Origin of the sequence: Brevibacillus reuszeri, from assembly GCF_001187725.1 — a bacterium.
GTDB lineage: Bacteria > Bacillota > Bacilli > Brevibacillales > Brevibacillaceae > Brevibacillus > Brevibacillus reuszeri.
In genome coordinates, this window is sequence record NZ_LGIQ01000005.1 from 682,215 (window position 1) to 704,464 (window position 22,250).

General features: G+C 48.0%; 23 protein-coding genes. 13 read left to right on the plus strand and 10 right to left on the minus strand.

Annotated features, from left to right (window positions below; all coding sequences use genetic code 11):
• Positions 1-156: 156 nt before the first annotated feature.
• The 5 genes from ADS79_RS06775 (at position 157) to ADS79_RS06790 (ending at position 4,165) form a co-directional block, all read left to right on the plus strand.
• Positions 157-606 carry a DUF2268 domain-containing putative Zn-dependent protease gene (locus tag ADS79_RS06775; protein ID WP_161807262.1) on the plus strand — a complete coding sequence of 150 codons (450 nt, stop codon included), beginning with the start codon at positions 157-159 and terminating at the stop codon, positions 604-606.
• Between the two features lie 166 nt (positions 607-772).
• A complete protein-coding gene (locus tag ADS79_RS06780) occupies positions 773-2,023 on the plus strand; it encodes a GNAT family N-acetyltransferase (protein ID WP_049737648.1) in 1,251 nt (416 codons plus the stop codon).
• A 178-nt stretch (positions 2,024-2,201) separates the two neighbouring features.
• The gene (locus ADS79_RS35560) at positions 2,202-2,378 is read left to right on the plus strand and encodes a hypothetical protein (protein ID WP_162839507.1); all 177 of its coding nucleotides are present in this window, start codon (positions 2,202-2,204) and stop codon (positions 2,376-2,378) included.
• A gap of 44 nt (positions 2,379-2,422) precedes the next feature.
• Complete coding sequence (locus ADS79_RS06785) at positions 2,423-2,899, plus strand: PilZ domain-containing protein (protein ID WP_141260969.1); 477 nt, start codon at positions 2,423-2,425, stop codon at positions 2,897-2,899.
• Positions 2,900-3,016: 117 nt separating this feature from the next.
• Positions 3,017-4,165, plus strand: a complete 1,149-nt coding sequence (locus ADS79_RS06790; RefSeq protein ID WP_049738160.1) for a DUF2087 domain-containing protein — start codon at positions 3,017-3,019, stop codon at positions 4,163-4,165.
• A 34-nt stretch (positions 4,166-4,199) separates the two neighbouring features.
• On the opposite strand, the gene ADS79_RS06795 is transcribed toward ADS79_RS06790, so the two are convergent.
• The 3 genes from ADS79_RS06795 to ADS79_RS06805 form a co-directional block, all read right to left on the minus strand.
• Positions 4,200-4,508 carry a hypothetical protein gene (locus ADS79_RS06795; protein ID WP_049737650.1) on the minus strand — a complete coding sequence of 103 codons (309 nt, stop codon included), beginning with the start codon at positions 4,506-4,508 and terminating at the stop codon, positions 4,200-4,202.
• Between the two features lie 129 nt (positions 4,509-4,637).
• Complete coding sequence (gene gerQ / locus ADS79_RS06800; RefSeq protein WP_049737651.1) at positions 4,638-5,087, minus strand: spore coat protein GerQ; 450 nt, start codon at positions 5,085-5,087, stop codon at positions 4,638-4,640.
• Between the two features lie 29 nt (positions 5,088-5,116).
• Positions 5,117-5,539 (minus strand): cell wall hydrolase, encoded by a 423-nt coding sequence (locus ADS79_RS06805; RefSeq protein WP_049737652.1) that lies wholly within the window; start codon positions 5,537-5,539, stop codon positions 5,117-5,119.
• Between the two features lie 182 nt (positions 5,540-5,721).
• Between ADS79_RS06805 and ADS79_RS06810 the strand changes: the two genes are divergently transcribed.
• From ADS79_RS06810 to ADS79_RS06820, 3 genes are read left to right on the plus strand one after another with little or no spacing between them, the layout of a single operon-like run.
• On the plus strand, positions 5,722-6,183 hold the full coding sequence (locus ADS79_RS06810) for a MerR family transcriptional regulator (RefSeq protein WP_049737653.1): 462 nt from the start codon (positions 5,722-5,724) through the stop codon (positions 6,181-6,183).
• The gene (locus tag ADS79_RS06815) at positions 6,134-7,699 is read left to right on the plus strand and encodes a class I adenylate-forming enzyme family protein (RefSeq protein ID WP_049737654.1); all 1,566 of its coding nucleotides are present in this window, start codon (positions 6,134-6,136) and stop codon (positions 7,697-7,699) included. The genes ADS79_RS06810 and ADS79_RS06815 overlap by 50 nt, the downstream gene beginning before the upstream one ends.
• A gap of 2 nt (positions 7,700-7,701) precedes the next feature.
• Positions 7,702-9,513 (plus strand): acyl-CoA dehydrogenase family protein, encoded by a 1,812-nt coding sequence (locus ADS79_RS06820; protein ID WP_049737655.1) that lies wholly within the window; start codon positions 7,702-7,704, stop codon positions 9,511-9,513.
• A 75-nt stretch (positions 9,514-9,588) separates the two neighbouring features.
• On the opposite strand, the gene ADS79_RS06825 is transcribed toward ADS79_RS06820, so the two are convergent.
• Positions 9,589-10,161 (minus strand): YqaA family protein, encoded by a 573-nt coding sequence (locus ADS79_RS06825; RefSeq protein ID WP_049737656.1) that lies wholly within the window; start codon positions 10,159-10,161, stop codon positions 9,589-9,591.
• A 369-nt stretch (positions 10,162-10,530) separates the two neighbouring features.
• On the opposite strand from ADS79_RS06825, the gene ADS79_RS06830 reads away from it, so the two are divergent.
• The 4 genes from ADS79_RS06830 (at position 10,531) to thrS (ending at position 15,401) form a co-directional block, all read left to right on the plus strand.
• Positions 10,531-10,749: a hypothetical protein gene (locus ADS79_RS06830; RefSeq protein WP_049737657.1), complete on the plus strand. Its 219-nt coding sequence runs from the start codon at positions 10,531-10,533 to the stop codon at positions 10,747-10,749.
• 139 nt (positions 10,750-10,888) lie between these two features.
• Positions 10,889-11,995, plus strand: coding sequence for a cyclic dehypoxanthinyl futalosine synthase (gene mqnC, locus ADS79_RS06835; RefSeq protein WP_049737658.1), 1,107 nt, complete (start codon positions 10,889-10,891; stop codon positions 11,993-11,995).
• Between the two features lie 223 nt (positions 11,996-12,218).
• Entirely contained in the window at positions 12,219-13,139 is a 921-nt protein-coding gene (gene ytxC, locus ADS79_RS06840) for a putative sporulation protein YtxC (RefSeq protein WP_049737659.1), read from the plus strand.
• Between the two features lie 348 nt (positions 13,140-13,487).
• Positions 13,488-15,401, plus strand: coding sequence for a threonine--tRNA ligase (gene thrS, locus ADS79_RS06845; protein WP_049737660.1), 1,914 nt, complete (start codon positions 13,488-13,490; stop codon positions 15,399-15,401).
• Between the two features lie 163 nt (positions 15,402-15,564).
• Here the strand turns inward: thrS and ADS79_RS06850 are convergent, their stop codons facing one another.
• From ADS79_RS06850 to ADS79_RS06870, 5 genes are read right to left on the minus strand one after another with little or no spacing between them, the layout of a single operon-like run.
• The gene (locus ADS79_RS06850) at positions 15,565-16,596 is read right to left on the minus strand and encodes a ThiF family adenylyltransferase (RefSeq protein ID WP_049737661.1); all 1,032 of its coding nucleotides are present in this window, start codon (positions 16,594-16,596) and stop codon (positions 15,565-15,567) included.
• Between the two features lie 19 nt (positions 16,597-16,615).
• The gene (locus ADS79_RS06855) at positions 16,616-17,356 is read right to left on the minus strand and encodes an ABC transporter ATP-binding protein (protein ID WP_049737662.1); all 741 of its coding nucleotides are present in this window, start codon (positions 17,354-17,356) and stop codon (positions 16,616-16,618) included.
• Between the two features lie 4 nt (positions 17,357-17,360).
• Positions 17,361-18,023 (minus strand): ABC transporter permease, encoded by a 663-nt coding sequence (locus ADS79_RS06860; RefSeq protein ID WP_049737663.1) that lies wholly within the window; start codon positions 18,021-18,023, stop codon positions 17,361-17,363.
• Between the two features lie 12 nt (positions 18,024-18,035).
• Entirely contained in the window at positions 18,036-18,911 is an 876-nt protein-coding gene (locus tag ADS79_RS06865; RefSeq protein ID WP_049737664.1) for an ABC transporter substrate-binding protein, read from the minus strand.
• A gap of 34 nt (positions 18,912-18,945) precedes the next feature.
• A complete protein-coding gene (locus ADS79_RS06870; RefSeq protein ID WP_084765676.1) occupies positions 18,946-19,872 on the minus strand; it encodes a substrate-binding domain-containing protein in 927 nt (308 codons plus the stop codon).
• Between the two features lie 238 nt (positions 19,873-20,110).
• Between ADS79_RS06870 and ADS79_RS06875 the strand changes: the two genes are divergently transcribed.
• Entirely contained in the window at positions 20,111-21,919 is a 1,809-nt protein-coding gene (locus tag ADS79_RS06875; RefSeq protein ID WP_049737665.1) for an aldehyde ferredoxin oxidoreductase family protein, read from the plus strand.
• 57 nt (positions 21,920-21,976) lie between these two features.
• Here ADS79_RS06875 and ADS79_RS06880 read toward each other — a convergent pair whose 3' ends face one another.
• Positions 21,977-22,249: a MoaD-like domain-containing protein gene (locus ADS79_RS06880; protein WP_049737666.1), complete on the minus strand. Its 273-nt coding sequence runs from the start codon at positions 22,247-22,249 to the stop codon at positions 21,977-21,979.
• Between the last annotated feature and the right edge of the window lies 1 nt (position 22,250).

The following is a 22,250-nucleotide window of genomic DNA, read 5'->3' on the forward strand; positions in this document are numbered from 1 at the left end:
CCTTATGCTTACACGTACAAGTGGAAGAGGTGATCCAATTGAAAAAAGATCAAGCAAGAACGAGAATAATCGAAAAAGAGGGGGATCTTTATCCATAGGAGCCGGCTTCTCATAACGATATTGGCAGCAGTCATTTTTGCAGCAGCATGCATGAGCATGAGCGAGAGGGACGCGACAAAAGACTCGCTTTTTCCTGCAGAGAACTTTACCATAGAAGCGAATGGAGAGAGTCAAGAGTTCCATATCATTCAACTGCATACAGCGATGAAGGACTACATGACGAAAGCAAATGCGAGTCATGAAACGAACCTGCGCAAGCTGTATGAGGAAACGATATTTCAACCTGTAGCACAGGCTTGCTTCGGACAGGGAGAATACATGGGCATCATCCAAGGCATCAGAGAAAATCCCCCCACGCAAAATGTATCCTCAACGAACTACCCCCTCATGCAAAAAATTATGTTCGGCGGAGACGAGCTTCCTCGCGGTTTTGGCTACAGTGAGGGCTATCGAATCGCTCAAGCATTTTTGGACGCTCATCCAGCCCTGGACGTGGAACAATGGTCAGCCGCCTCGCCTGCTGAAATCTACCAGCTGCAGAAATAATACTACATATATGGACCTAGTATTTCACCCGGGTTCGCCACATTCTATACACAAATTACCAGAAAATACAAATTTCTTATTGCCTAAATGCACTCCCATTCGTTACTATTTTCTGTAAGTAGATTATGGTATTCCCCTATTTCAACAGACAGGAGTGCAATGATCGATGGAAGAGATTCGCCCCGTTACAAGTGAGGAAGTCAGCGAGGTTGTCAGAATTACAGGGATGGCGTACCCAGGCAGCAATCTCTTGGCATCTGAGAATGCTCAGCGTTTTAGCGAACGAGTAAAGGATACCTTGGAAAACGATCCAAACGTCAGTTTTCACGGGTGCTATCGCAATGACCAGCTTATTGGTATGATGAGATGGCATGACCTGTCGATGAATGTACACGGCACCCAAATGCTCACGGGTGGAATCGGGATGGTAGCGGTAGATCTCTTGCATAAAAAAGAGAAGGTAGCAAAGACGATGCTGGAAGGCTTCATTGGCAGCTATCGGGAGCGTGGAGTCAGTCTCGTCTCTCTATACCCGTTTCGCGTCGATTTTTACAAGCAAATGGGCTTCGGGGTGGGAACCAAAATCCATCAATATCGGATAAAGCCATCCAGTCTGCCCTTTGGAAGCAAGGACAAAATTATTTACTTAGGTATGGAAAATAGAGAAGAGATGTTAGCCTGTTCTCATCGGATTGTTCGCCAAACACATGGAATGATCAGAAAAACGGATCGAGAACTGAAAAAGTTTCTGGAGCAGCCAGAGCAAATTGTCGTGGGCTATAAAAACGAAGGAAAGCTCGGTGGCTATCTTGCCTTCCAGTTTCAGCGCGCCCACGAGGAAAACAAGATGATCAATGATCTGGTCGTCAAAGAGTTTGAATATGAGTCGCAAGAAGCTTTGAACCAGCTGCTTTCCTTTTTGCATAGTCAGGCCGATCAAGTACATCGAATCGTCTTGACTACGACTGATGAAGATTTTCATCTTTTGCTGTCCGATCCGGGGAACGGCACTAACAACCTCTTGCCCAGCGTGTATCATGAGAGTCACACATCGGGTGTCGGACTGATGTATCGTGTCATTGATGTACCTGGCTTCTTCTCCAAGCTTGCGCAGCCAATGTTCGGGACGGAGCAGTTGACACTGCGGTTGACCATTCGAGATTCGTTTTTACCAGAAAATGAGGGAAGCTGGCTCATCCAGTTCAGCGAGGGACGTCCAAAAATAATCGTGGATGGAGAGGCGGAAGTAAGCGTGAGCATGGATATTTCCGATTTCTCTTCGCTGGTGATGGGAGCAGTGAGCTTCCGCAAGCTGTATACGTATGGTCTGGTTGAGGTTGATGCTGCTGAGGCGATAGCCAAGCTGGACAGGCTGTTTTTCATCAGTGATAAACCGAGAAGCACCACTCCTTTCTAATTGGTAGCGCTTTATTTAAATTCGTCACATTTTTGTCACAAAAGGTAATCTTTTTTCGACCCCTCCCATATCATGTAACAAAACGGTCATGACTGTTTGATTTGACCGCAAACGGTTACATCCACTTTTATGAAAAGCGTCGAGACGTTTTTCACTGAAAAAGGGAGGGGATTACACTATGATCTATTTAACGCTCGTCATCTTTGCTGGGTTTCTCCTGATTGTCTGGTTTCTCGTCAAGCTCCTCTTCCGACTGGAACGGAAGGACTCTATCGAGCATGACCAGAGACAGCTCTGGGAAAATTCCAATGTAACCTTGAAGGAAATGCGCTATCAGAAGCAGAAAAATAAATAAAGGCGCCTATGGATCGGCGTCTTTCTTATGGGAAGGTGAGCGAAGTGACGATCGTATCAGAGGGACATCAACGAGAATATTTTCGACTGAAGCTGGAGCACGCCCTCTGCGCCGATATGACGATTGTCCTTGTAAAAGGGAAGACCATGGAGATCGGTAGTGCGACCGTTCTGATAGAAGATATAGGGGCAGGTGGGCTGCTTTTTCTCTCCCATTTAAAAATGCCGGCAAATGATCAGCTTGTCCTTCAATTCGAGACAGAGCTGTGTGGACAGCCACTAAAAATGTATGGGCACGTGGTTCGCACTGCTTCCTGGGAGCAGGATTTCTATGAGTATGCGGTTCGCTTTACGATGGATGAGGTCCAGCATCTGGAGATCAATCGTCTCGTTAATCGATTGGCGATTCGCTACAGGCAGAGAAGGGAAGCGACAGATGGACGGTTTTGGAAGGGAGACCGCAGTGAGTTTTTGCGGGGAATGGCAGAAAAAAGTCTGGTCTTGCAGGCTAATGAAAGATAAACAACAAGCTCTTCTGTCTGTGGATTTATAGACAGGAGGCTTTTTTGTTTGACTAAAAATAGATATAGTGGTAAGGTATCTATAGTAAAACAAACAAATGAAGGTTGTGTTTATCAGATGAGTGTACATGATCAGTTCTGGAGCGCATCTGTAGAAGAGCTAAAGCGTGGCTATATCGAAAACGAGCATGAATACCTGTGCCTGTTGTGTGGAGAAACCGTTGAAAAAGGAATCATTTTTCCGGTAGATGATGTGTTATACGATGCTCAGCGATACATGCGGCACCATATAGAGAAGGAACATGAGTCTGTATTTGATCACTTGAGTAAGCTGGATAAAAGGCTGACTGGCTTGTCTGATCATCAAACAAGTCTTTTGCGTTTATTTTATCAAGGAAAAAATGATAACGAGGTTCAAAAGGCGATGGGCATCGGAAGCGCGTCTACGATCCGAAATCACCGCTTTGCCTTGAAAGAGAAAGAACGTCAAGCCAAAGTATTTCTGACCATGATGGAGCTGCTTCGGGAAAGCGACAAACAAACATCCTTTTCCGCTTCAGGTAGTGTGAAGAACAGCAAGCCAGCAAAGGAATCACAGGATTCAGCGCTGCCAGCAACGGAAAAAGAAGTGGCAGAGCTTGTAAGCAAGTACTTCCCGGAAGGAACAGACGGTTCTTTAGCTAGCTTCCCGCGCAAACATAAGCATCGATTGTTTGTCCTGGAGCAAATCGCACAACGGTTTGACCCGGAGCATATTTACAATGAAAAAGAAGTAAACGCTGTTCTTGAGGAAATTTATGCGGATCACGTTACTTTGCGCAGATATTTGATTGATTATGCATTGCTCGATAGAAAGCCCGATGGCAGCCAATATTGGGTAAATGATAGGGAACAGGAGGAATCACAGATGGATCGAAAACAAGAGCTGAAGCAGATGTACAAGGAAGTGAAGACGGAAGCAGGCGTCTATCAAATCAAAAATACAAAGAATGGTAAAGTGTTTGTCACCAGCAGCAGAAATTTGAAGACGATGAATGGAAGAAAATTCATGCTCCAGCATGGTTCCCATACAAACCGGGAATTGCAAAAGGAGTGGAATGAATTTGGGCCAGAAGCCTTTGAATTTGAAGTGCTAGAGGTATTGGAGATAAAAGACGTGCCGTACTTTGATGAGGCGGAGGAGTTAGAAAAATTGGAAGACAAGTGGCTGGAAAAACTCACTCCGTACGGTGAGCGCGGCTACAATAAGGAGAAAAAACGAAAATAGGCTGCCTGCGGGCAGTCTTTTTCTTGATCCTCGTCTATTTGTCTAGCAAGCCAAAGCGCTCAAGCTGATCCCAGCGCCCTTCCTTTTGTAATATTTCCTTTTGTCGGGAACCAAGCAGGTCAAAATGTGGAAAAGGAGGGCGGTCGTGAATATAGACCGGATTCAGCCCATGTGAAAGGCACCACTCGATTAAGCGCTGACGGTTTGCACAGCCTACCTTGGTGACTGTTTTCACATCTGGAAAGCGCGGATCGAGCCAGTAATGCGTCAAAAAAGCGATTTCCTCCCTGATTACAGCTTGCTTCCATTTATTTAATTCATCTCTGGTAATTCCGAATGCCAATGTACGTCATCCTTTTTCGCTATGGTCTGATGAGATGCAGCATCTCCCTATTATAACAAACAGTATGACGCACAAAAGAGGCAGCCTTTCTTCAATGAGCGAAGAAGAAAGGCCGCCGATATGTGATGTTTAGCGAATCCCTTGTGGGAGTGTAGGAGGAATGTAATTCAATTCCTCGTCTGCCGTAATGTAATCGGTATTGACCATGAGTAGCAAATAGCGTTTTCCGGTTTGCGGATCGCTCAAGATGATATGGTCGCGTCCTGCCGTTTCCAGAACGCCACGGAAGATTTTAGCGTTCCATTGGCTGTTGTTTTCAAAAGTTTGGTATACAGTGATTACTTTACCGCGATTCAAGCGCAAAATGTTCTCGATATACGATTCCTCTACGAGTTGACCTGGCGTTATGGGCGTGCCAGGAATCCAGGTGCCGCTTGGCTGCATCGGTACCAATTGCGGCTGTTGCTGTTGAGGCATTCCAAATGGCTGCTGTTGAGGCATTCCCATTGGAAACTGTGTAGATTGATACATATCATACCCGTATTGTTGGTAAGAAGGGTATGGCATTTGTTGACTCATGATGAACTCGCTCCTTTATCTATCTTCCTCTAGTAAACACGCGGACATTCTGATGGTTTTGGTACAAAGAAGCAATGTGCTTTATAGCGTCCGGAGTTTTGTTGATCCCACCAGGTAGCAGGGCAATTCCCTGTCGGACGGTAAAACCACAAAGCATTCGAAGCAGGGTGTGTCCGTTCTCCATTAATAGTACGCTTTGCCAGACGTTTCTCTCGATCGCGTGCACGCTGATAAAAATACGGTTTTTGGACGGATTCATAGCCACCTGGCGATTGATAAACCATGTCACTCATGGAACGGATGTTTTTGAAGTCCAGACAATTTCCGAGAATCCGGTTCACACCGACGTTTCCCACCATCAGCATGCCAAGCTCGCCTTCCCCTTCTGCCTCTGCACGCATTAACCGTGCAAGTAATGCCACGTCATTTGCGTTTGTTTTGATAACGGCCATTGCTTCACCTCCTCGAAAAACTCACAATAACAATATATGGGCGACCCGCAGATGGGTGATTGACTCTGGAAATTTTTCCGTGTGGGTTAGGCCTAGTTGACGTTAACGTAAACGATAGGTAAAATATGTATAATCAGTTATTTCTGAATTTTTACTAAATATTTCAGGAGGACCTCCAAAACATGACCAGAGAAGAAATTGGTAGACAAGAATCTTGGCCCATCTCTGCTCTTGCTCACGAATTGGATGTCAGTACGAGAACCATACGCTATTACGAAGAGCTGGGCTTGATTATGCCTGGTCGAACTGAGCGGGGGATCAGATTTTACAGCCGCGGGGATCGTGCGAGATTGCGGCTGATTCTGCGTGGTAAACGCTTCGGCTTCTCCCTGGATCAAATCCGCGAGATGATCGAATTGTTTGCAGAAGATCGAACAGGCCGTTTGCAGCTGTTACGCACGATTGAGTACGGCAATCAGAAGCTGACGGAAATTGACGAGAAAATCAGCGAGTTGAGACAGCTTAGGGAAGACATTCTCGTCTACAAGCAAAGCTTTGAACAAAAATTGCTTGAAGAGACTAGGAGGATGACCGATGAATGTATCAGCTCTGCTTGCAGCAAATGGACGCAAATTTCCGAATAAACCTGCATTAATCGCAGGTGAGGATGAAGTGAGCTTCTCGTTGTGGGATGATATGGCAAACCACTGGGCATGTCATTTGCGTGAACAAGGTGTTGCGTTCGGCGATCGGGTCATTCTCATGATGCCCAATTGTCTGGAATTTGCGTTTATGTACATAGCGGTTATTCGATGCGGTGCCATCGTCGTACCGATCAATGCTCGATCTACTCAGGAAGAGGTGCGCTATATTTGTGAGCACGCCCAGGCGACAGCGCTAGTGGTTCATGAGGCTCTCGTACCATCAGTCAATGAACTGGTCGAGGAAAATGGAAAAATCGTCGCGATCAAAACTGGAAAAAGCCAGGGCGAATGGGTAGGAACTGCGGATTGGTCGCTAGAGGAGATTCTCTCCGATAAGCTGGCAGCCCACGTGATTGATCCTGAAGCAAACTGGGCAACCGAAGACACCGAGGTCAGTATTTTGTATACGTCCGGTACGACTGGACGCCCCAAAGGAGTTTTATATACTCATCGCAGCTTGCTGACCGTAGCCAAAATGATGTCGATCGAGATGGGAATGACACACCTCTCGCGAGTCTTGCAGCTCATGCCACTTAGTCATTCGGCTCCACTGCATCTCTTCTTTATCCCTGCCCTGATGCTTGGCGCCACACAGGTCAGTGCGCTGACTTTTTCGCCTGAACTGCTGCTGTCACTTGTCCAGAAGCATAAAATCACGCATTTCTTTGGCGCGCCAGTCGCGTATTTGCTGACGATGAAGCATCCCGCGTTCAGCCAGTTTGATCTTTCATCTGTCGAGTGTTGGATATATGGCGGAGCGCCGTTGTCCAAAGAAATGGCGGAGCATATGGAACAGGCATATGGCCGCGACAAGCTGGCATGTGTTTATGGATTGACAGAGGCAGGACCGACTGGTACGTGTCTGTTCCATCGTGAGCACCCGGATAAGGTAGGGAGTATCGGCAATCGGGGCGTATTATTTGCCGAAATCGAAGTGGTAAATGAAAGCGGAGAGAAGACGGCAGCGGGTGAAGCGGGCGAAATCCGTGTGCGCGGGGAAGGCATGATGAAGAGCTATTACAACAATCCAGAAGCGACAAGCGAGACGCTGCGGGATGGTTGGATTTATACAGGCGATATTGGCCGCATGGACGAAGATGGATTTTTGTGGATCGTTGATCGAAAAAAGGATGTCATGATTACAGGTGGCATCAACGTGTATCCAAAGGAAATCGAGCTGCAACTGGAGCGTCATCCAGCGATTCAGGAGGTAGCGGTCGTTGGATTGCCGCATCCTGAGTGGGGTGAAACGATAACGGCTTATGTCGTTCTGCGACCAGATACAGAGGGAAAAAACGATTGGAATCAGGAAATCCGTGACTTCCTTGGAGGGCGTCTCGCTGATTACAAGCTTCCGCGGCAAGTGGTCGTTCTTCCAGCTTTGCCCCGTAATTCAAGCGGCAAGATTTTGAAGCATAGCCTGCGCGACACACATTCTTTACAGGGAGTGGAGTAGAGATGAGCAGCCTGCAGTCGAGCATTGACCGCCGGACGTACAGTGACAATATCCCTCACCCACGATTAGCCTCTGAGCAAAACTTTTATATAGCCGATCCCAACCTGGAATATTTGCTCGTACGCTATTTGCCTACAGAGCTCCATGAATGGGCAAAAAGTCAGCTAACGGAGCTGGGTGCCTATGTGGCAGGTCCAATGGATGAACGGGCAGCCTATACCGACCGAGAAGGAAAGCCGCGTTTGCGTAAATACAACCGGCTCGGCGAAGATGTTTCCGAGATTGTAACGAATGAAGGCTATAAAGAGACGGTTGCAGCTATCTATGGTGCGGGGATTGTCCGTCACTTGTATCATCCTGTGCCTGAGCTCGGCAGGACAGTTCCGTATACCTATTCCTTTTTGATGGGCTATTTGGTGAGCCAAACAGAGCCGGGCTTTTATTGTCCGGTTACTCTGACGATGTCAGCGGCATATTTGATTGATCGCTATGGTGACGAAGAGCAGAAGCAGAAATACTTGTCAGGTCTCACTTCATCTGACCGAGCGTCCTTGTACGAGGGCGCTACGTGGTTGACCGAGCGGCAAGGCGGCTCGGATGTGGGAGCAAACGCAACGGTGGCGCAAGCGGTCGAGGGGCGTCCGGGTGTGTATCGGCTGACTGGTGAAAAATTTTTCGCGAGCAATGCAGGGGCGATGGTGGCCACCGTACTCGCGAGAATAGATGTTGAACAGCCTGGAACAAAAGGGCTCGGGCTTTTCCTCGTACCATGGGTCAAACCAAATGGAGATAGAAACCAGATTCAGGTACGCCGTTTGAAGGATAAGCTTGGCGTCAATGCGGTTCCATCTGCGGAGGTGCTGCTGGAAGAAGCAGAGGGCTATCTGATCGGACAGCCCGAGAAAGGCTTCAAGTACATGGCAGAAGCGTTGAATTTATCTCGCATTTGCAATGCAGTCGCATCCATCGGCATTATGCGCCGGGCATTGTACGAGGCACAATATTACGCTCACGAGCGGCGCGCATTCGGCAGCCCTATTGACCAATATCCAATGGTCAGACAAATGCTGGTCGAGCTTTTACTGGATGTTGAGGTGAGCAGTGGGGCAATTTTTGATATGCTCCAGGTCTATGATCGCTTGCAGTCGCCAGATGGCAATAAAGAGGATCTCGCTTTAGCACGGCTGCTTATCCCCGTTCTGAAATATCGAACAGGAGAAGAGGCTGTCGAGGCAGCACATACGGCGATCGAAATTCACGGGGGCAATGGCTTTATCGAGGAATATGTGACGCCTCGCTTGTTGCGGGATGCACAGGTTCTGACCGTGTGGGAGGGGACCTCCAATATTTTGGCTTTGGACTTATTTCGTGTCATGCAAAAAGAAAATGCGCATCACGTTTTTCTAATAAAAATGCGTGAGCGTGTCGAAGGCTGGAGTCATGATTTATCGAGGCCGTTTGCCCAGCTTGTAGTAGCCGAGCTAGCAGTGCTGGAAGAAAACATTGCGTATCTGCTGCGCCAATCTCCACACTATGTGAGCTCTAAACTGAAAGCACTCGCGAACCACATGGCCGATCTTTATTCCTTGACGTGTATCGTGAGTGAAGCCGAGGATCAGGCAATTAGCCATGGAGATGTGCGCAAATACATTTTGGCCCGCTTGTATGTCAACAAGCATATGCACAAGACGACGAAGCGTGGCATCCAGGAGGATCAGCTTCTCGATGTTCACTTTTTCGCCGAGCTGATGGAGTATAGGCCCGTTTCTCGGGAAGCATGGGAGAGCGTCATCTCAGCTACAGTACACGAGTAAGCTTCTTTCCCTTCATTCACAACGAAAAGCGCTCATTGCCACTGAAACTTTTGGCTTGAGCGCTTTTTGGTCCTTCTATTTCATTGCGTAGCGCTTCCGCCGCTTGTTCCAAATGAACCAGGCGATTGCAACCATAGCGGCTACTCCAAGCAGAGTTACCTCCAAATAATCATCCAAAAGCACCTTTGCGTGTTTTCCATAGAAATGAAACAGCGTCCCGATGAGGAAAAATTTCAGGCCTCGTCCCACAATGGCGAAAAACATCAGCTTGGTCAGGGAGTAATTGAAAACTCCGCTCAAAATCGTAAATACCTTAAAGGGAATGGGTGTAAAAGCGCCAATCAAAACGGCAGCATCCCCATTTTTTGCAAATTTCTCCGTTGCCAGCACGACCCATTTTTCCGGGAGCAGCTTTTCCAAAAGAGGTTTACCCAGCCATTTGCCCAGCATAAAGCCGATCGGCGCACCAAGTATGGATGCAGTAAAAGCGACGGTAGCATAACGGAGTGCAGACCCAGGATCGATCAGACTCATCGCAATTTGCATAAAAAAGGGCGGAATTGGACTTATGAACGAGTCCAAAAATGCCATGCCAAAAAGTCCCCATATTCCGTAATTCATGAAAAGTTGCGTTATTTGTTCGAGCATGAGCATCTCCTTACGACGTTTCCTCTCGTTTATGATTATACAGAAAAGGTTCGGGTTTCTGTAGTTAGGTTATGCCACTTTGTCCAAACAAAGACCGACAGATGACTCCGGCAAGCTGTAAAAAATCTTTCATGAAGCAAGTGACGACAATAACAGATACGGTTGCCGCCAAGGTTGGGTTACATGCTTGAAAATTTGTGAAAATGGTAATTTTGTCCCAGTTTTGCTCGAGAGGCAAACGGGAATGAATGAAAAAGGGACGGGTGCAGTTGTATAATCATGGTTATTTAGTCCTCTGTTTTTTATTGACGCTAGGAAAGTTTATCCATTAGTATAGAAAAATAGGACAAACAGCATTGGGAGGAACCCATGAAGACATTGGGATCGGGGAAAGTCGTTTACTATGCGCCAGACGGGACCAGCTTGCAGCTGTCAGGAGAAATCGACGTACGTGGTGATCGTGTATCCGTGACGGAAATCATTTATTTCAATGGACAGCCAAATGGAGCACGTGAAACGAATCTGCCGCTTGCTCAAACCGTAATTTACTGGGAACCAGAAGTGTATGAGTCAATCGGATTTGAATAAAAATCTGACAGCCCTTGCCAGCAGCAGGGCTGTTTTCTATTTCGGCAAAAGCGCAGGCGGCACCCGCGGTATAGCCGGGGTGTTTGGATTGTGATATCATGTGGAGTGGAATTTACGTATGGTACAAGGAGTGATCCTTATGATCGACAACATACTGGAACGTGCCCTGAAAGGCGAACGCTTGGGCCTAGAAGATGGCCTAGCCTTGTTCGCAAGCAATGATATTGAAAAAATCGGCCATTATGCGAACCAAGTGATGCTAAAGCACCATCCTGATCCGATTGCAACATTCGTGATTAGCCGCAACGTGAACTACACAAACGTTTGTGACACGTACTGCCGCTTTTGTGCTTTTTACCGTGCTCCTGGCTCTCCGGAAGGATATGTTCTCCCAAGAGAGACTATTTTCCAAAAAATTCAGGAGACAGTTGATGTAGGTGGTACAGAAATCTTGATGCAGGGTGGAACCAATCCAAACCTGAAGCTGGATTACTATACCGATCTGCTGCGTGCGATTAAAGAGCGTTTCCCACACATCACGATGCACTCCCTGTCTGTTGCTGAAGTAATCAAAATTGCTGAAGTTTCCAACATGACCGTCGAGGAGGTTCTGGGGGAACTGAAAGCAGCCGGACTGGATTCATTGCCTGGCGCAGGCGGAGAAATTCTGGATGATCGGACTCGCCGGAAAATTTCGCGTCTGAAAGGCTCCTGGACCGAGTGGATTGACACGCAAAAAGCGGCACACCGCGCAGGCCTGCCTGGTACAGCTACCATGGTAATCGGCTTTGGTGAAGAAATGGAAGAACGCGTATTGTCCTTGATGCGCATTCGCGAAGCACAGGATGAGACAAACGGCTTTAAAGCATTCATCGTTTGGACCTTCCAGCCAGACAATACGAATATGAAGGCAGTAAACAACACGCCGGAAGAGTATCTGAAGACACTGGCAATTAGTCGACTAATGCTAGACAATGTTGAGAATTTCCAATCTTCCTGGGTGACGATGGGTCCGCACTACGGACAGCTTTCCCTGTCGTATGGAGCAAACGACTTCGGTCAAACCATGATGGAGGAAAACGTGGTTTCCGCAGCGGCGTGTACACACAAGGTAAACACGAACCAAATTCTCGAGCTGATTCGCGGCGCAGGTAAAATCCCTGCACAACGCAACACTCAGTACGACATTCTGCGCGTATTCAATGACGGCGAGATGGCGGAAAGAGATTTTGTCATGCAAAACTAATGAAGTAGATAACGAGTTTTCCAAGCACGCATTTCTGTCATGTACTCGCCTGAAAATGGTGGGAAATGAGGGAGAGGCGTGCTTTCTTTTTGGGTATGTGGTGGGTGACAAAAGCTTCCTGCCGCGGTTTTCTGCAACCTTCCCGTAGTTTCCAACCGTTTAAAAGTATATCGCTCCTAACAGGACATATACTGTAACTACAATTGCGGTTGGGGGGATGGTTATGCAGACGTTCCGCGTATTGCTGGAGAATGTCCCTGCGCATTGTGGCACGTATCGCGCCATCGTAAATGAGATGACGGAACGGGTCAACACGGCGCCAGTGCGAATTACATACAAGGAGCAAGAACAGGATGGCTACCACCTGTTTTTCTTTCAAAGCTGGTGCGAACAGGAATACGATGCGCAAACAATTGAGTGGGCGAGAGCTTTTGTAGCTCTCACGTTGGCTGAATGGGTCATACAGGTCAAGGACCCGGAGATCCTGGAGGAAATCGCAGCAGATTTGTTGCAAGCCGAGGAAGTTGAAGACGAGTGGATCGAGATTTTTCCATACATTCAGCGGATGTGCGAGGAAGATGATCTGGTTGGACGAGATCTGTTGACGGCGACTACACGCAAAGCAAATGTGTATCGCAAAGCATTCAATTATTTAGAGCACGAGCGCTCGATTAACGTACTTGGATTTGTCCGTTTCCGTTTGCAGGAGCATTGGAACGAACTGTTTGAGCTCGTGGAGGCTGGCATTGACGAATACCTGGAAGACAAGCAATACCAGGAGTTTGTAGAGCTGCTCCGCTATTTTATCGCCGTTCAGGAAACGAAACAGGAAGTCGTCCACGTCATCCCTAGTGTGGACAAACCTTTCCATCTTTATGATAAAAATGGGGATCGTCTTTGGCTCGATCAGTTAGATGCGGTGCTGAGTATGGATGAGCAAAAATGCAGGGATGAGGATTATTTGGTGAGTGCGTTGGTTACACTGGCACCTGAGAGCATCGTTTTGCATATGACCACAGAAAAGCCCGGGCTGGCCCAGACGATTCGCAGCATTTTTGACAGCCGCCTGACGACCTGCCACTCCTGCAGACTTTGCCTAGCACACAGACGTGTACTTGACGTGCACAATCCGACTAAACTATAATAGCAACAACAAAACTTTACATGCCTACAAATACGATGAGAAGGACATGGACAATATGCAGGTCGCTATAGAGAGGCGGGCCATTGGCTGGAAGCTCGCTGCGCACCGATATGGATCTACCCCCTTCGAGTAGCAGTCGGGAACGAAGCGTGATGGCTTTTATTATCGGCTAGCCGGTTAAATACCGTTACAATGACTTGAGGAGTTTGCTTGCAGGCGATGTTTTTTTATCGACCGTGTTTTTAAAGCAGACTTGAACTAGGGTGGTACCGCGAGAATACACTCGTCCCTTTTTGGGATGGGTGTTTTTTTATTTTCTCAAAACATGAACAGGAAGGAAGATCCAAGGTGGCACAAATTAACGTAACTTTCCCAGATGGCGCAGTACGTCAGTATGATGCTGGGACTACCATCGAAGAGATCGCAGGCTCGATTAGCGCTAGCCTGAAGAAAAAAGCAGTAGCTGGTAAAAAAGACGGCAAAGTAGTCGATCTGTATACCCCGTTGGAAGAAGATGCGGCGATTGAAATCGTTACACTTGATTCTGCTGATGGAGTGGAAGTATATCGCCACAGTACAGCTCACTTGCTGGCTCAAGCGGTTAAACGCATCTACGGCAATGAAGTTAAATTCGGTATCGGTCCTGTGATTGAGGACGGCTTCTACTACGACATGGACATTCCAGTTTCTATTTCGTCTGAAGACCTCAGCAAAATTGAAGCAGAAATGGAAAAAATCGTGAAGGAAGATTTGCCGATTCGTCGCAAGGTTGTAAGCCGCGCGGAAGCAACCGAGATTTTCCAAGGCATGAACGACCACCTGAAATTAGAGCTGATTCGCGATCTGCCTGAGGATTCCACTATCACTTTGTATGAGCAAGGCGAATTCTTTGACCTCTGTCGCGGACCGCACTTGCCGTCTACTGGCTTCATCAAGGCCTTCAAATTGATGAGCGTGGCTGGTGCTTACTGGCGTGGAAAATCAGAAAACCAAGTGCTGCAACGTGTATACGGAACCGCTTGGCCGAAAAAAGCAGAGATGGATGAATATCTGCATTTCATCGAAGAAGCGAAAAAGCGCGACCACCGCAAATTGGGTAAAGAGCTGGAGCTGTTCATGTTCTCCGAGGAAGCTCCTGGCATGCCATTCTACCTGCCAAACGGCTTTACTGTTCGTAACGAGCTGGAACAATTCTCCCGCCGCCTGCAACAGCTGGCAGAGTACACAGAGGTGCGCTCTCCGTTCCTCATGAACGAGCGTCTTTGGAAAGAATCTGGTCACTGGGACCACTACAAGGAAAACATGTATTTCTCTGAGGTAGACAACGCGACTTATGCACTGAAGCCGATGAACTGCCCGGGACACATGCTCATCTATAAAAATGCGATGCACTCCTACCGTGACCTGCCAATCCGTTATTCCGAATTCGGTCAGGTACACCGCCATGAGTATTCTGGCGCGTTGAACGGCATGCTTCGTGTTCGGACTTTCTGCCAGGATGACGCGCACGTATTTGTTCGTCCTGACCAGATCGAGGACGAGATCAAGAACATGATTCAACTGATCGACAAAATTTACAAAGTGTTTGGTTTCGAATACAGCGTAGCACTCTCGACTCGTCCAGAGGATTCCATGGGCTCCGATGAGCTGTGGGAAACTGCGGAAAGCTCTTTGAAAAAGGTACTGGAGCACTTGGAGATGCCTTACGAAATCAAAGAAGGAGACGGTGCGTTCTACGGACCGAAAATCGACTTCCAAATTACCGATGCGCTGAAACGCCGTCACCAATGTGGTACTATTCAGCTTGATTTCCAAATGCCAGAGAAGTTCGACCTGACTTATGTGGGTCAAGACAATGAAAAGCATCGTCCGGTTGTTTTGCACCGTGCGATGTATGGTTCCATGGAGCGCTTCATCGGTATTCTGATTGAGCACTATGCGGGTGCATTCCCAACATGGCTGACTCCAATTCAGGCACGCCTGATGAACATCAGTGAAGTACACGTTCCATATGCACAAGAAGTAAAGGCGAAGCTGTCAGCAGCGGGTATCCGTGTCGAGCTGGATGTGCGTAACGAAAAAATCGGCTACAAAATCCGCGAAGCTCAAGTGCAAAAAATCCCGTACATGCTCGTTATCGGCGAAAAAGAGATGGCGGACGGTACCCTGTCTGTGCGCAGACGCGGCGTAGGTGACGAAGGTGCAATGACTGTAGACGAATTCGTAGAAAAAATTCGTGCAGAAATCAATGAAATGAAGTAATTGCTTTGATGATGAATAGGAAAAGGGCAGTCTGCTATTAGCGGATTGCCCTTTTTGTACTATCGGAAGGTATAAAAATTCTGAGGAAGATAGTATAAGCGCAACTAAGGCCCTGCCTGCGCCAAAAGGCTTTGCAAAGCCAAGTTTTCTAATTATGAGTGACCTAGTGCCCAACATATTTCGCATACAGGGAGCGGGCAATGGCTGTATCATGAGTCCCTTGCACAAGCACACGTCCATCTGCAAAAAAGACAAGCGTGTAGCCATCTACATGAAAACGCAGCAGGAATCGGTTTTGCTCCACTTTCCCAAGAGCACAAAATCGCTGTGCAAGCACGGAGAAATCGACGGTGTAGGGCTTGGTAGGAGTGATTTGTACTGTATCCCGGCCACATAGGGTGACGAACTCCTCTGCTTCTGTTTCATGGAGATCGAGATAATCGAACTGTTGACGTCCGCAGGCTGGACAGCTTGGATTTTTACCATGACGGATAGGGAGCGAATCAAAATCGTTTTGCCACAAATCGATTTGCTCTAGATGGGGATTAAGCTGATCCATAGCTCCTAGCAGTAGCTTGAGAGCTTCTGTGGCTTGGTATGAAGCGATAACATAAACAAGTGGTCCGATGACACCTACTGTATCGCAAGTTTCTCCTCTCCCTGTAGGAGCGTGAGGGAAGAGGCAGCGAAAACAAGGCGTAGCTCCCGGTCTGATTACGGCAAACATCCCCCGGGAGCTGACCGCCCCGCCATATACCCAAGGGATATGATACTTGACTGCGACATCATTCATAATATAACGAATCTGGAAGTTGTCAGAGCCATCCAGAATGACATCTGCATCAGCAAGTAAGGCTTCCGCATTGCCCGCATGTACATCAGCCACGATTCCTTCCACGATGACAGAGGAGTTAATGGCTGTAAGCTTTGTAGCAGCTGCCATTGCTTTAGGCAGATGCTGCTGGGCATCCTCTTCATCATAGAGCATCTGTCTTTGCAAATTGCTTTCTTCGACGAAGTCTCTGTCAATGATACGGACGTATCCAACTCCAGCACGTACCATATGATTAGCCAGCACCGTGCCTAATGCGCCCGCCCCAACGATAGCTACCTTTTTTTGCGCTAGCAGCGCTTGGCCGTGCTCACCGATGGGAGCAAAACGAGTTTGCCGAGAGTAGCGGGAGGAAAAGTCCATGGATAGCTCCTTTCTTCTTTCAACAGATCATACGGCCGGAGACAAAATCCTGGAGCTCATGGCACGCAGGTCGGGTAAAGAACGTTTCCGTTTCGCTGTATTCCACGATTCGTCCGTGAAATAAAAACAGGCAAACATGTGCAAGTCGCCTTGCCTGTGGCAAATTATGCGTAATCATAAGAATAGTAGTCTTCTTTTTTTGATTAATCATTTGAATGACCCGCTCAAAAATTTTGATGTTGGCTGGGTCGAGGCTGGCGGTAGGCTCGTCAAGCAAGAGCAGGGCCGGTTCATAAACAAGTGTCCTGGCAAGAGCGATTCGCTGGGCCTCTCCACCAGAGAGCGTATTTGCTCTTTGGTTTGCCAGATGTGACAGCTCAACGTACTGCAACGCTTCGTGGACAAGAGCGTGAATCTGTGACTGGTCCAATTTACGATAGCGTAGTCCCAAAGCAACATTGTCAAAAACAGAAGCGTGAAACATCGAAGGCTTTTGTGCGACATAGCCCATCTGACGTTGAATGGACAATCCTTTGGCATGAGTCAGGGATGCCAGCTCTACCTGCGTTCCGAAGAACCCCAAGCTGCCTCGTTCCGGTTTCTCCAACAGGTTTATGACCCTGAGCAGTGTGCTTTTACCAGCTCCGCTAGGACCTACAATCCCGTACATTTTTCCTCGTTCAAACGAGATGTGATCTACGTCCAAAATGGTGCGTCCATCATGTCTTACCGCAATATTTTGCAGCTCCAATCGATTCATCAGATCACCTTTTCCTTGCTTTCATCTGGTTCAGCATTCCGACCATCATAAAGCTGTTGAACAAAAAGCTGATAGCCAGCAAAACAAAACCCATTTGCAGTCCGCCGGAGAAGTTCCCTGTTCTCGTCTCCAGTATAATTGCAGTTGTCATGACCCGGGTATGGTGCTCAATATTGCCGCCGACCAGCATGACGGCGCCAACTTCAGAAATAGCGCGTCCATAGGCGGCAGCAATACCAGACCAGATCCCGCCGCGAGCCTCCTTGATAATGGTAAGCATGAGTTGAAACGGGCTTGCCCCGAGGCTTTTGGCTGTCTCCCAGTAGGCGTTTTCTTTTGCCTGTACGGCGGCCATTGTCAAGCCAGCGATGATGGGAGTTACCAGGATCACTTGCGCAATAATCATGGCTTCTGCACTGAACAAAAGGTCCAGTGAGCCGAGCGGACCATAGCGAGAGAGAAGCAGGTAGACGACGACACCTACTAAAACCGGAGGCAGGCCCATGCATGTGTAAATCAGGATGACGATCAAACGCTTCCCTGAAAAGGAATACAATCCGAGAAAAGTACCTGCCGGGATGCCGATGAGCATTCCGATCAGCACGGAAGTCGTCGTAACCTGCAAGGAAAGCCAGATAACCTCCCATACTTCAGGGGCAAACATCATCGTGAAAAACTCCTATCGTTTTTTTGCATCAGGTACGAACAGACCTTTTCCATAAGTGGCTTGTCCGAATTCTCCAATGAGCTTTTGACCTTCTTCACCTGTGAAAAACTGAATCAATTGCATGCCTTCCTCTTGCTTGGAAGAAGATTTGACCTGAATAATCCCGTATGGATTCAAAAGAGACTTGTCTCCTTGCATGACGATTTCGAGACCGAGCTTGCGAGACAAGAATGTTGCTTCATCTGTCAAGGTATAGGCTTTCTTCTCATCTGCCATTTGCAACGTTTCGCCCATTCCTTGCCCAGAGGAGAGATACCAGTTGCCCTCAGGCTTGATTCCTGCTTCCTTCCAGATGCTCTTCTCTTTTTTATCTGTTCCGGAATCATCTCCACGAGAGACAAAGCTAGACTTTTTCTCAGCTATTTTTTCCATCGCTTCCTTTGCCGTTTTCGTCTGCTTCAATCCGGCAGGATCATCAGAAGGTCCCACGATGTAAAACTGATTGTACATGACATCGTAGGCGTTGATTCCAAAGCCCTTTTCCATGAATTCATCCTCGGATTTGCGAGCATGCACAAGCAGCACGTCGGCATTACCGTCTTCACCCAGTTTGATGGCTTGTCCAGTGCCGACAGCAACGACCTTCACTTTGATACCAGTCTTCTGCTCAAATACGGGGAGTAGGCTATCCAGAAGACCAGAGTCTTGTGTACTGGTGGTGGTAGCCAGTATGATCTCCTTGGTTTCCTTGGCGGCTGAGGAGGGAGCAGAGGATTGTGGCGAAGGCGCCGCCGAACTCGATTGGGAATACTGCGGTGTACAGGCAGCAAGTAGCATCAAAACAAGGACTAGAAAAAGTGGGTAGACGAAAGAAAATTTCTTTACCATGACGGTTTGCTCCTTTATATAAGAGATAGAAACTTCAATTGATTCTGGAAATTTGTTTGCCAGTCATCGAGATGTTGTATCCACCTTGTGCAACGACAGCTTGTTTAAAGGCAGGGTCCTGTAGGATGCTCAGCAGATCTTGGAAACGTTCCTGCTTGCTCAAATGGGCGGGGATGACCAAATCGTAGCGTTCCTCATGAATGGGGAAAAAATCAAGTCCAAGCCCGCGTGCCACACTCTCGATTCCCAAAGCAGCATCCGCAGTTCCCTGAAGTACGGCAGAGCCAGTAGCGTAATGGGTGGTTAATTCCAAATCGTAACCTGGAATTTGTTCCGGTAATACCCCGAGCTGTTGCATGTTGAAGTCAAGGAGGACTCGCGTACCGGAGCCGCGCTGCCTGTTTGCAATGCGATGACGCCCGCTTAACAATTCACTCCAGCTTGTAATCATTTTGGGATTGCTCCTCGGTACCATAAAGCCTTGCCAGCGACTGACCAGATTGATGACCAATACGCCCTCGTTCGGCAGCAGACAGCGAATGTACGGCAGATTGTATTCACCGCTCAAGCGATCCAGCAGATGAGTTCCGGCCATCTCTACCCGTCCTTTGTACAACTCGATCAAGCCATCCAGACTCCCGCAAAAAGCAGGCAAGAGAGTGATCCCTCGTTCCGCAAGCTTGCGTGTGAGCAGGTCGATCGTAAGGTCATGGCTTCCGGCAAAAAGAATTTCGAGAGGCTGCTTCCGCAGAACTACGGGATTTGCCAGGGGATATGGGGCTAGCTCCTCTCGAGATTTATTTCTGTGTATAAAGCCATCCAGATCGGTGCGCAATATACGAAGCGCTCTGCCGATTTTAGCGGCAGGCAATTCACCGCGTTTGATCATCTCGTAAACAGTATATCGAGTGAGCTTGAGCGCGGCGGCAACCTCATCCGGAGTCAAATACTCATTCTCCAAAACGTCACCCCCTTTTTTAGTTTGGTTGAATTGGTTTGAGTTAGTTTTAGTTAGTTTTACATGCTTTTACCTATAAATAACATACTTTACCACAGGGGAGCTAAGCAAGAAATTAATCGAAATATTGCTAATTTTGCTGAGTTTCACTGGAATTTAGAGAGGAATTCCCACATAATAGTCGAACTAGGTACTTATTATTTCCGATTTTAATAAGAATGAAGAAAGGGAGGAGTCAATGATGAACCTCGGTGGGTTTAAAAATCGCGAAATTTTGGTCGACCTGTCATCGGGTGTAGTTGGATATCAGGAAATCAATGAGGAGCTGGCAAAAAAATATATTGGGGGACGGGGGCTCGGGGTGAAGTATGTGTATGACAATGGCCCTGAAGTGGAACCGTTTTCCGCTGAAAACATCCTTTGCATCATGACCGGACCGGTAACAGGCTCGCGCTCGTCCATGAGTGGTCGTTTGTGCATGGTTACCAAGTCACCTTTGACTGGAACCGTTACGGATTCGCATATGGGAGGTTGGTCGGCAGCACGTCTCAAATGGTCTGGCATTGATAACGTCATTTTCAAAGGGACCAGTGACAAGCCTGTCTATCTCTATATCGAAAACGGTCAAGCTGAGCTGAGAGATGCAAGCGATTTGTGGGGAGAAGGGACGAGGGCGACCGTACGTGCGATGCAAGACCGCTATGGCAAAGAAGACCTCAGCGTGATTTGTATCGGACAAGCGGGTGAAAATCTCGTGCGCTACGCTGGTTTTATGAATGAGCACGACCGTGCGGCTGGACGTGGTGGGACAGGTGCAGTTGCTGGCTTTAAAAAACTGAAGGCGATTGTCATCAAGGCTGCGCAAAAAGGAAATATGCCACAGCCAGCGCAGGATGAGGAATACAAGAAGGCAAATCAAAAAGCACTGAAAGCCATTATGGAGGGCGGACTGACTGCTCCGAAAAAAGGCGGCCTCTCTGTATACGGAACGAACGTTTTGACGAGCATTATCAATGAGGTAGGGGCTCTCCCGACGATGAACTCGAAGTTCACCCAGTGGGATGCTGCTGAGGGACACAGCGGCGAAACCGTAAACGCTACCTTGCTTGTAGCTGACAACACCTGTCACGCCTGTCCAGTCGCTTGTAAGAAGGAAGTAGAAGTAAAGGAAGGCAAGTACAAGACGCGCGTGGAAAGCTTTGAATATGAATCAGGCTGGGCGCTTGGTGCAAACTGCGGTGTAGGGGACGCAGCGCCTATCTCTTTTTTAATCAACCTGTGCAACGAACATGGCATGGACACAATCGAGCTGGGGAATACGCTCTCCTGTATGATGGAGGCGTATGAGCGGGGGTTAACGGAGGAAAAAATCGATTGGGGCGATGCAGATCGCATGATCGAGCTGACAGAAATGATGGTCTTCCGTAGAGGAATCGGTGATGTGCTTGCTGAGGGAACTGCACGCGCTGCGAAGCATTTTGGTGACGAAAACCTCGCGATGTGCGTAAAAGGTCAAGCGATTCCTGCCTATGACCCACGTGGTATTCAAGGGATTGGCCTCGGCTATGCAACGAGCAATCGTGGAGCTTGTCATTTGCGTGGTTATACCGTTGCCAGTGAGATCGCAGGCATTCCGATGCCGACGGATCGCCTCGTGCCAGAAGGAAAAGGTGAGCTGTTAAAGGTGTTCCAAGACCTGCTCGCTTTCTCTGATTCCATGAATATTTGCAAATTCTCCTCCTTCTCGGAGAATGCAGAGAATTACGCAGAACAGTATTCCACGATGACTGGCGCTCAAGTGTCAGCCGATGATGTGATGAAAATCGGTGAGCGCATTTACAATCTGGAGCGCCACTATAACAACATGGCTGGATTTAATAAGCGTGAGGATGATCACCTGCCAAAACGCTTTACAGAAGAGCCGGCAACCGGAAACAGTGCAGGGCATGTCAGTAGAATGGATGTCATGCTGGATGAGTACTATCAAGTACGCGGCTGGGTGGACGGTGTCGTACCAGAGGATAAGCTAAAAGAATTGAACATCGTGTAAACAGGCAAAAAGAAGGTGGAAACCTGTTTCCACCTTCTTTTCTTCCACTCCTATCAATCAGCCGCCGACTCTAAGTAGCTTGGTGCGAAAACGTTTCATGATGGGAGCAAACCGTTCTTCATCGTCACACCTGAAGCGGACAAATACGGCGTTTACATGAAAACGGGAGGTTATTGTTACCGTTTCTTCCCGTAGCAAATCGGCTTGCCAGCAATCTCCTAGCACACTGATCGGCCAAGAGTCGGATTGGACGCTTCCGCCGCACTCCACCAGGTACGTGACTAAATGAGTAACTGGAATGCCTCTGATCTCCAAGGTTTGATCCATCATT

Bases quoted from the DNA above. Each gene is read 5' to 3' on its own strand.
- ADS79_RS06775 (WP_161807262.1), top strand. From the start codon at position 157: ATGAGCGAGAGGGACGCGACAAAAGACTCGCTTTTTCCTGCAGAGAAC.
- ADS79_RS06780 (WP_049737648.1), top strand. From the start codon at position 773: ATGGAAGAGATTCGCCCCGTTACAAGTGAGGAAGTCAGCGAGGTTGTC.
- ADS79_RS35560 (WP_162839507.1), top strand. From the start codon at position 2,202: ATGATCTATTTAACGCTCGTCATCTTTGCTGGGTTTCTCCTGATTGTC.
- ADS79_RS06790 (WP_049738160.1), top strand. From the start codon at position 3,017: ATGAGTGTACATGATCAGTTCTGGAGCGCATCTGTAGAAGAGCTAAAG.
- gerQ (WP_049737651.1), bottom strand. From the start codon at position 5,087: ATGAGTCAACAAATGCCATACCCTTCTTACCAACAATACGGGTATGAT.
- ADS79_RS06805 (WP_049737652.1), bottom strand. From the start codon at position 5,539: ATGGCCGTTATCAAAACAAACGCAAATGACGTGGCATTACTTGCACGG.
- ADS79_RS06810 (WP_049737653.1), top strand. From the start codon at position 5,722: ATGACCAGAGAAGAAATTGGTAGACAAGAATCTTGGCCCATCTCTGCT.
- ADS79_RS06815 (WP_049737654.1), top strand. From the start codon at position 6,134: ATGAATGTATCAGCTCTGCTTGCAGCAAATGGACGCAAATTTCCGAAT.
- ADS79_RS06820 (WP_049737655.1), top strand. From the start codon at position 7,702: ATGAGCAGCCTGCAGTCGAGCATTGACCGCCGGACGTACAGTGACAAT.
- ADS79_RS06825 (WP_049737656.1), bottom strand. From the start codon at position 10,161: ATGCTCGAACAAATAACGCAACTTTTCATGAATTACGGAATATGGGGA.
- ADS79_RS06830 (WP_049737657.1), top strand. From the start codon at position 10,531: ATGAAGACATTGGGATCGGGGAAAGTCGTTTACTATGCGCCAGACGGG.
- mqnC (WP_049737658.1), top strand. From the start codon at position 10,889: ATGATCGACAACATACTGGAACGTGCCCTGAAAGGCGAACGCTTGGGC.
- ytxC (WP_049737659.1), top strand. From the start codon at position 12,219: ATGCAGACGTTCCGCGTATTGCTGGAGAATGTCCCTGCGCATTGTGGC.
- ADS79_RS06850 (WP_049737661.1), bottom strand. From the start codon at position 16,596: ATGGACTTTTCCTCCCGCTACTCTCGGCAAACTCGTTTTGCTCCCATC.
- ADS79_RS06855 (WP_049737662.1), bottom strand. From the start codon at position 17,356: ATGAATCGATTGGAGCTGCAAAATATTGCGGTAAGACATGATGGACGC.
- ADS79_RS06860 (WP_049737663.1), bottom strand. From the start codon at position 18,023: ATGATGTTTGCCCCTGAAGTATGGGAGGTTATCTGGCTTTCCTTGCAG.
- ADS79_RS06865 (WP_049737664.1), bottom strand. From the start codon at position 18,911: ATGGTAAAGAAATTTTCTTTCGTCTACCCACTTTTTCTAGTCCTTGTT.
- ADS79_RS06875 (WP_049737665.1), top strand. From the start codon at position 20,111: ATGAACCTCGGTGGGTTTAAAAATCGCGAAATTTTGGTCGACCTGTCA.
- ADS79_RS06880 (WP_049737666.1), bottom strand. From the start codon at position 22,249: ATGATGGATCAAACCTTGGAGATCAGAGGCATTCCAGTTACTCATTTA.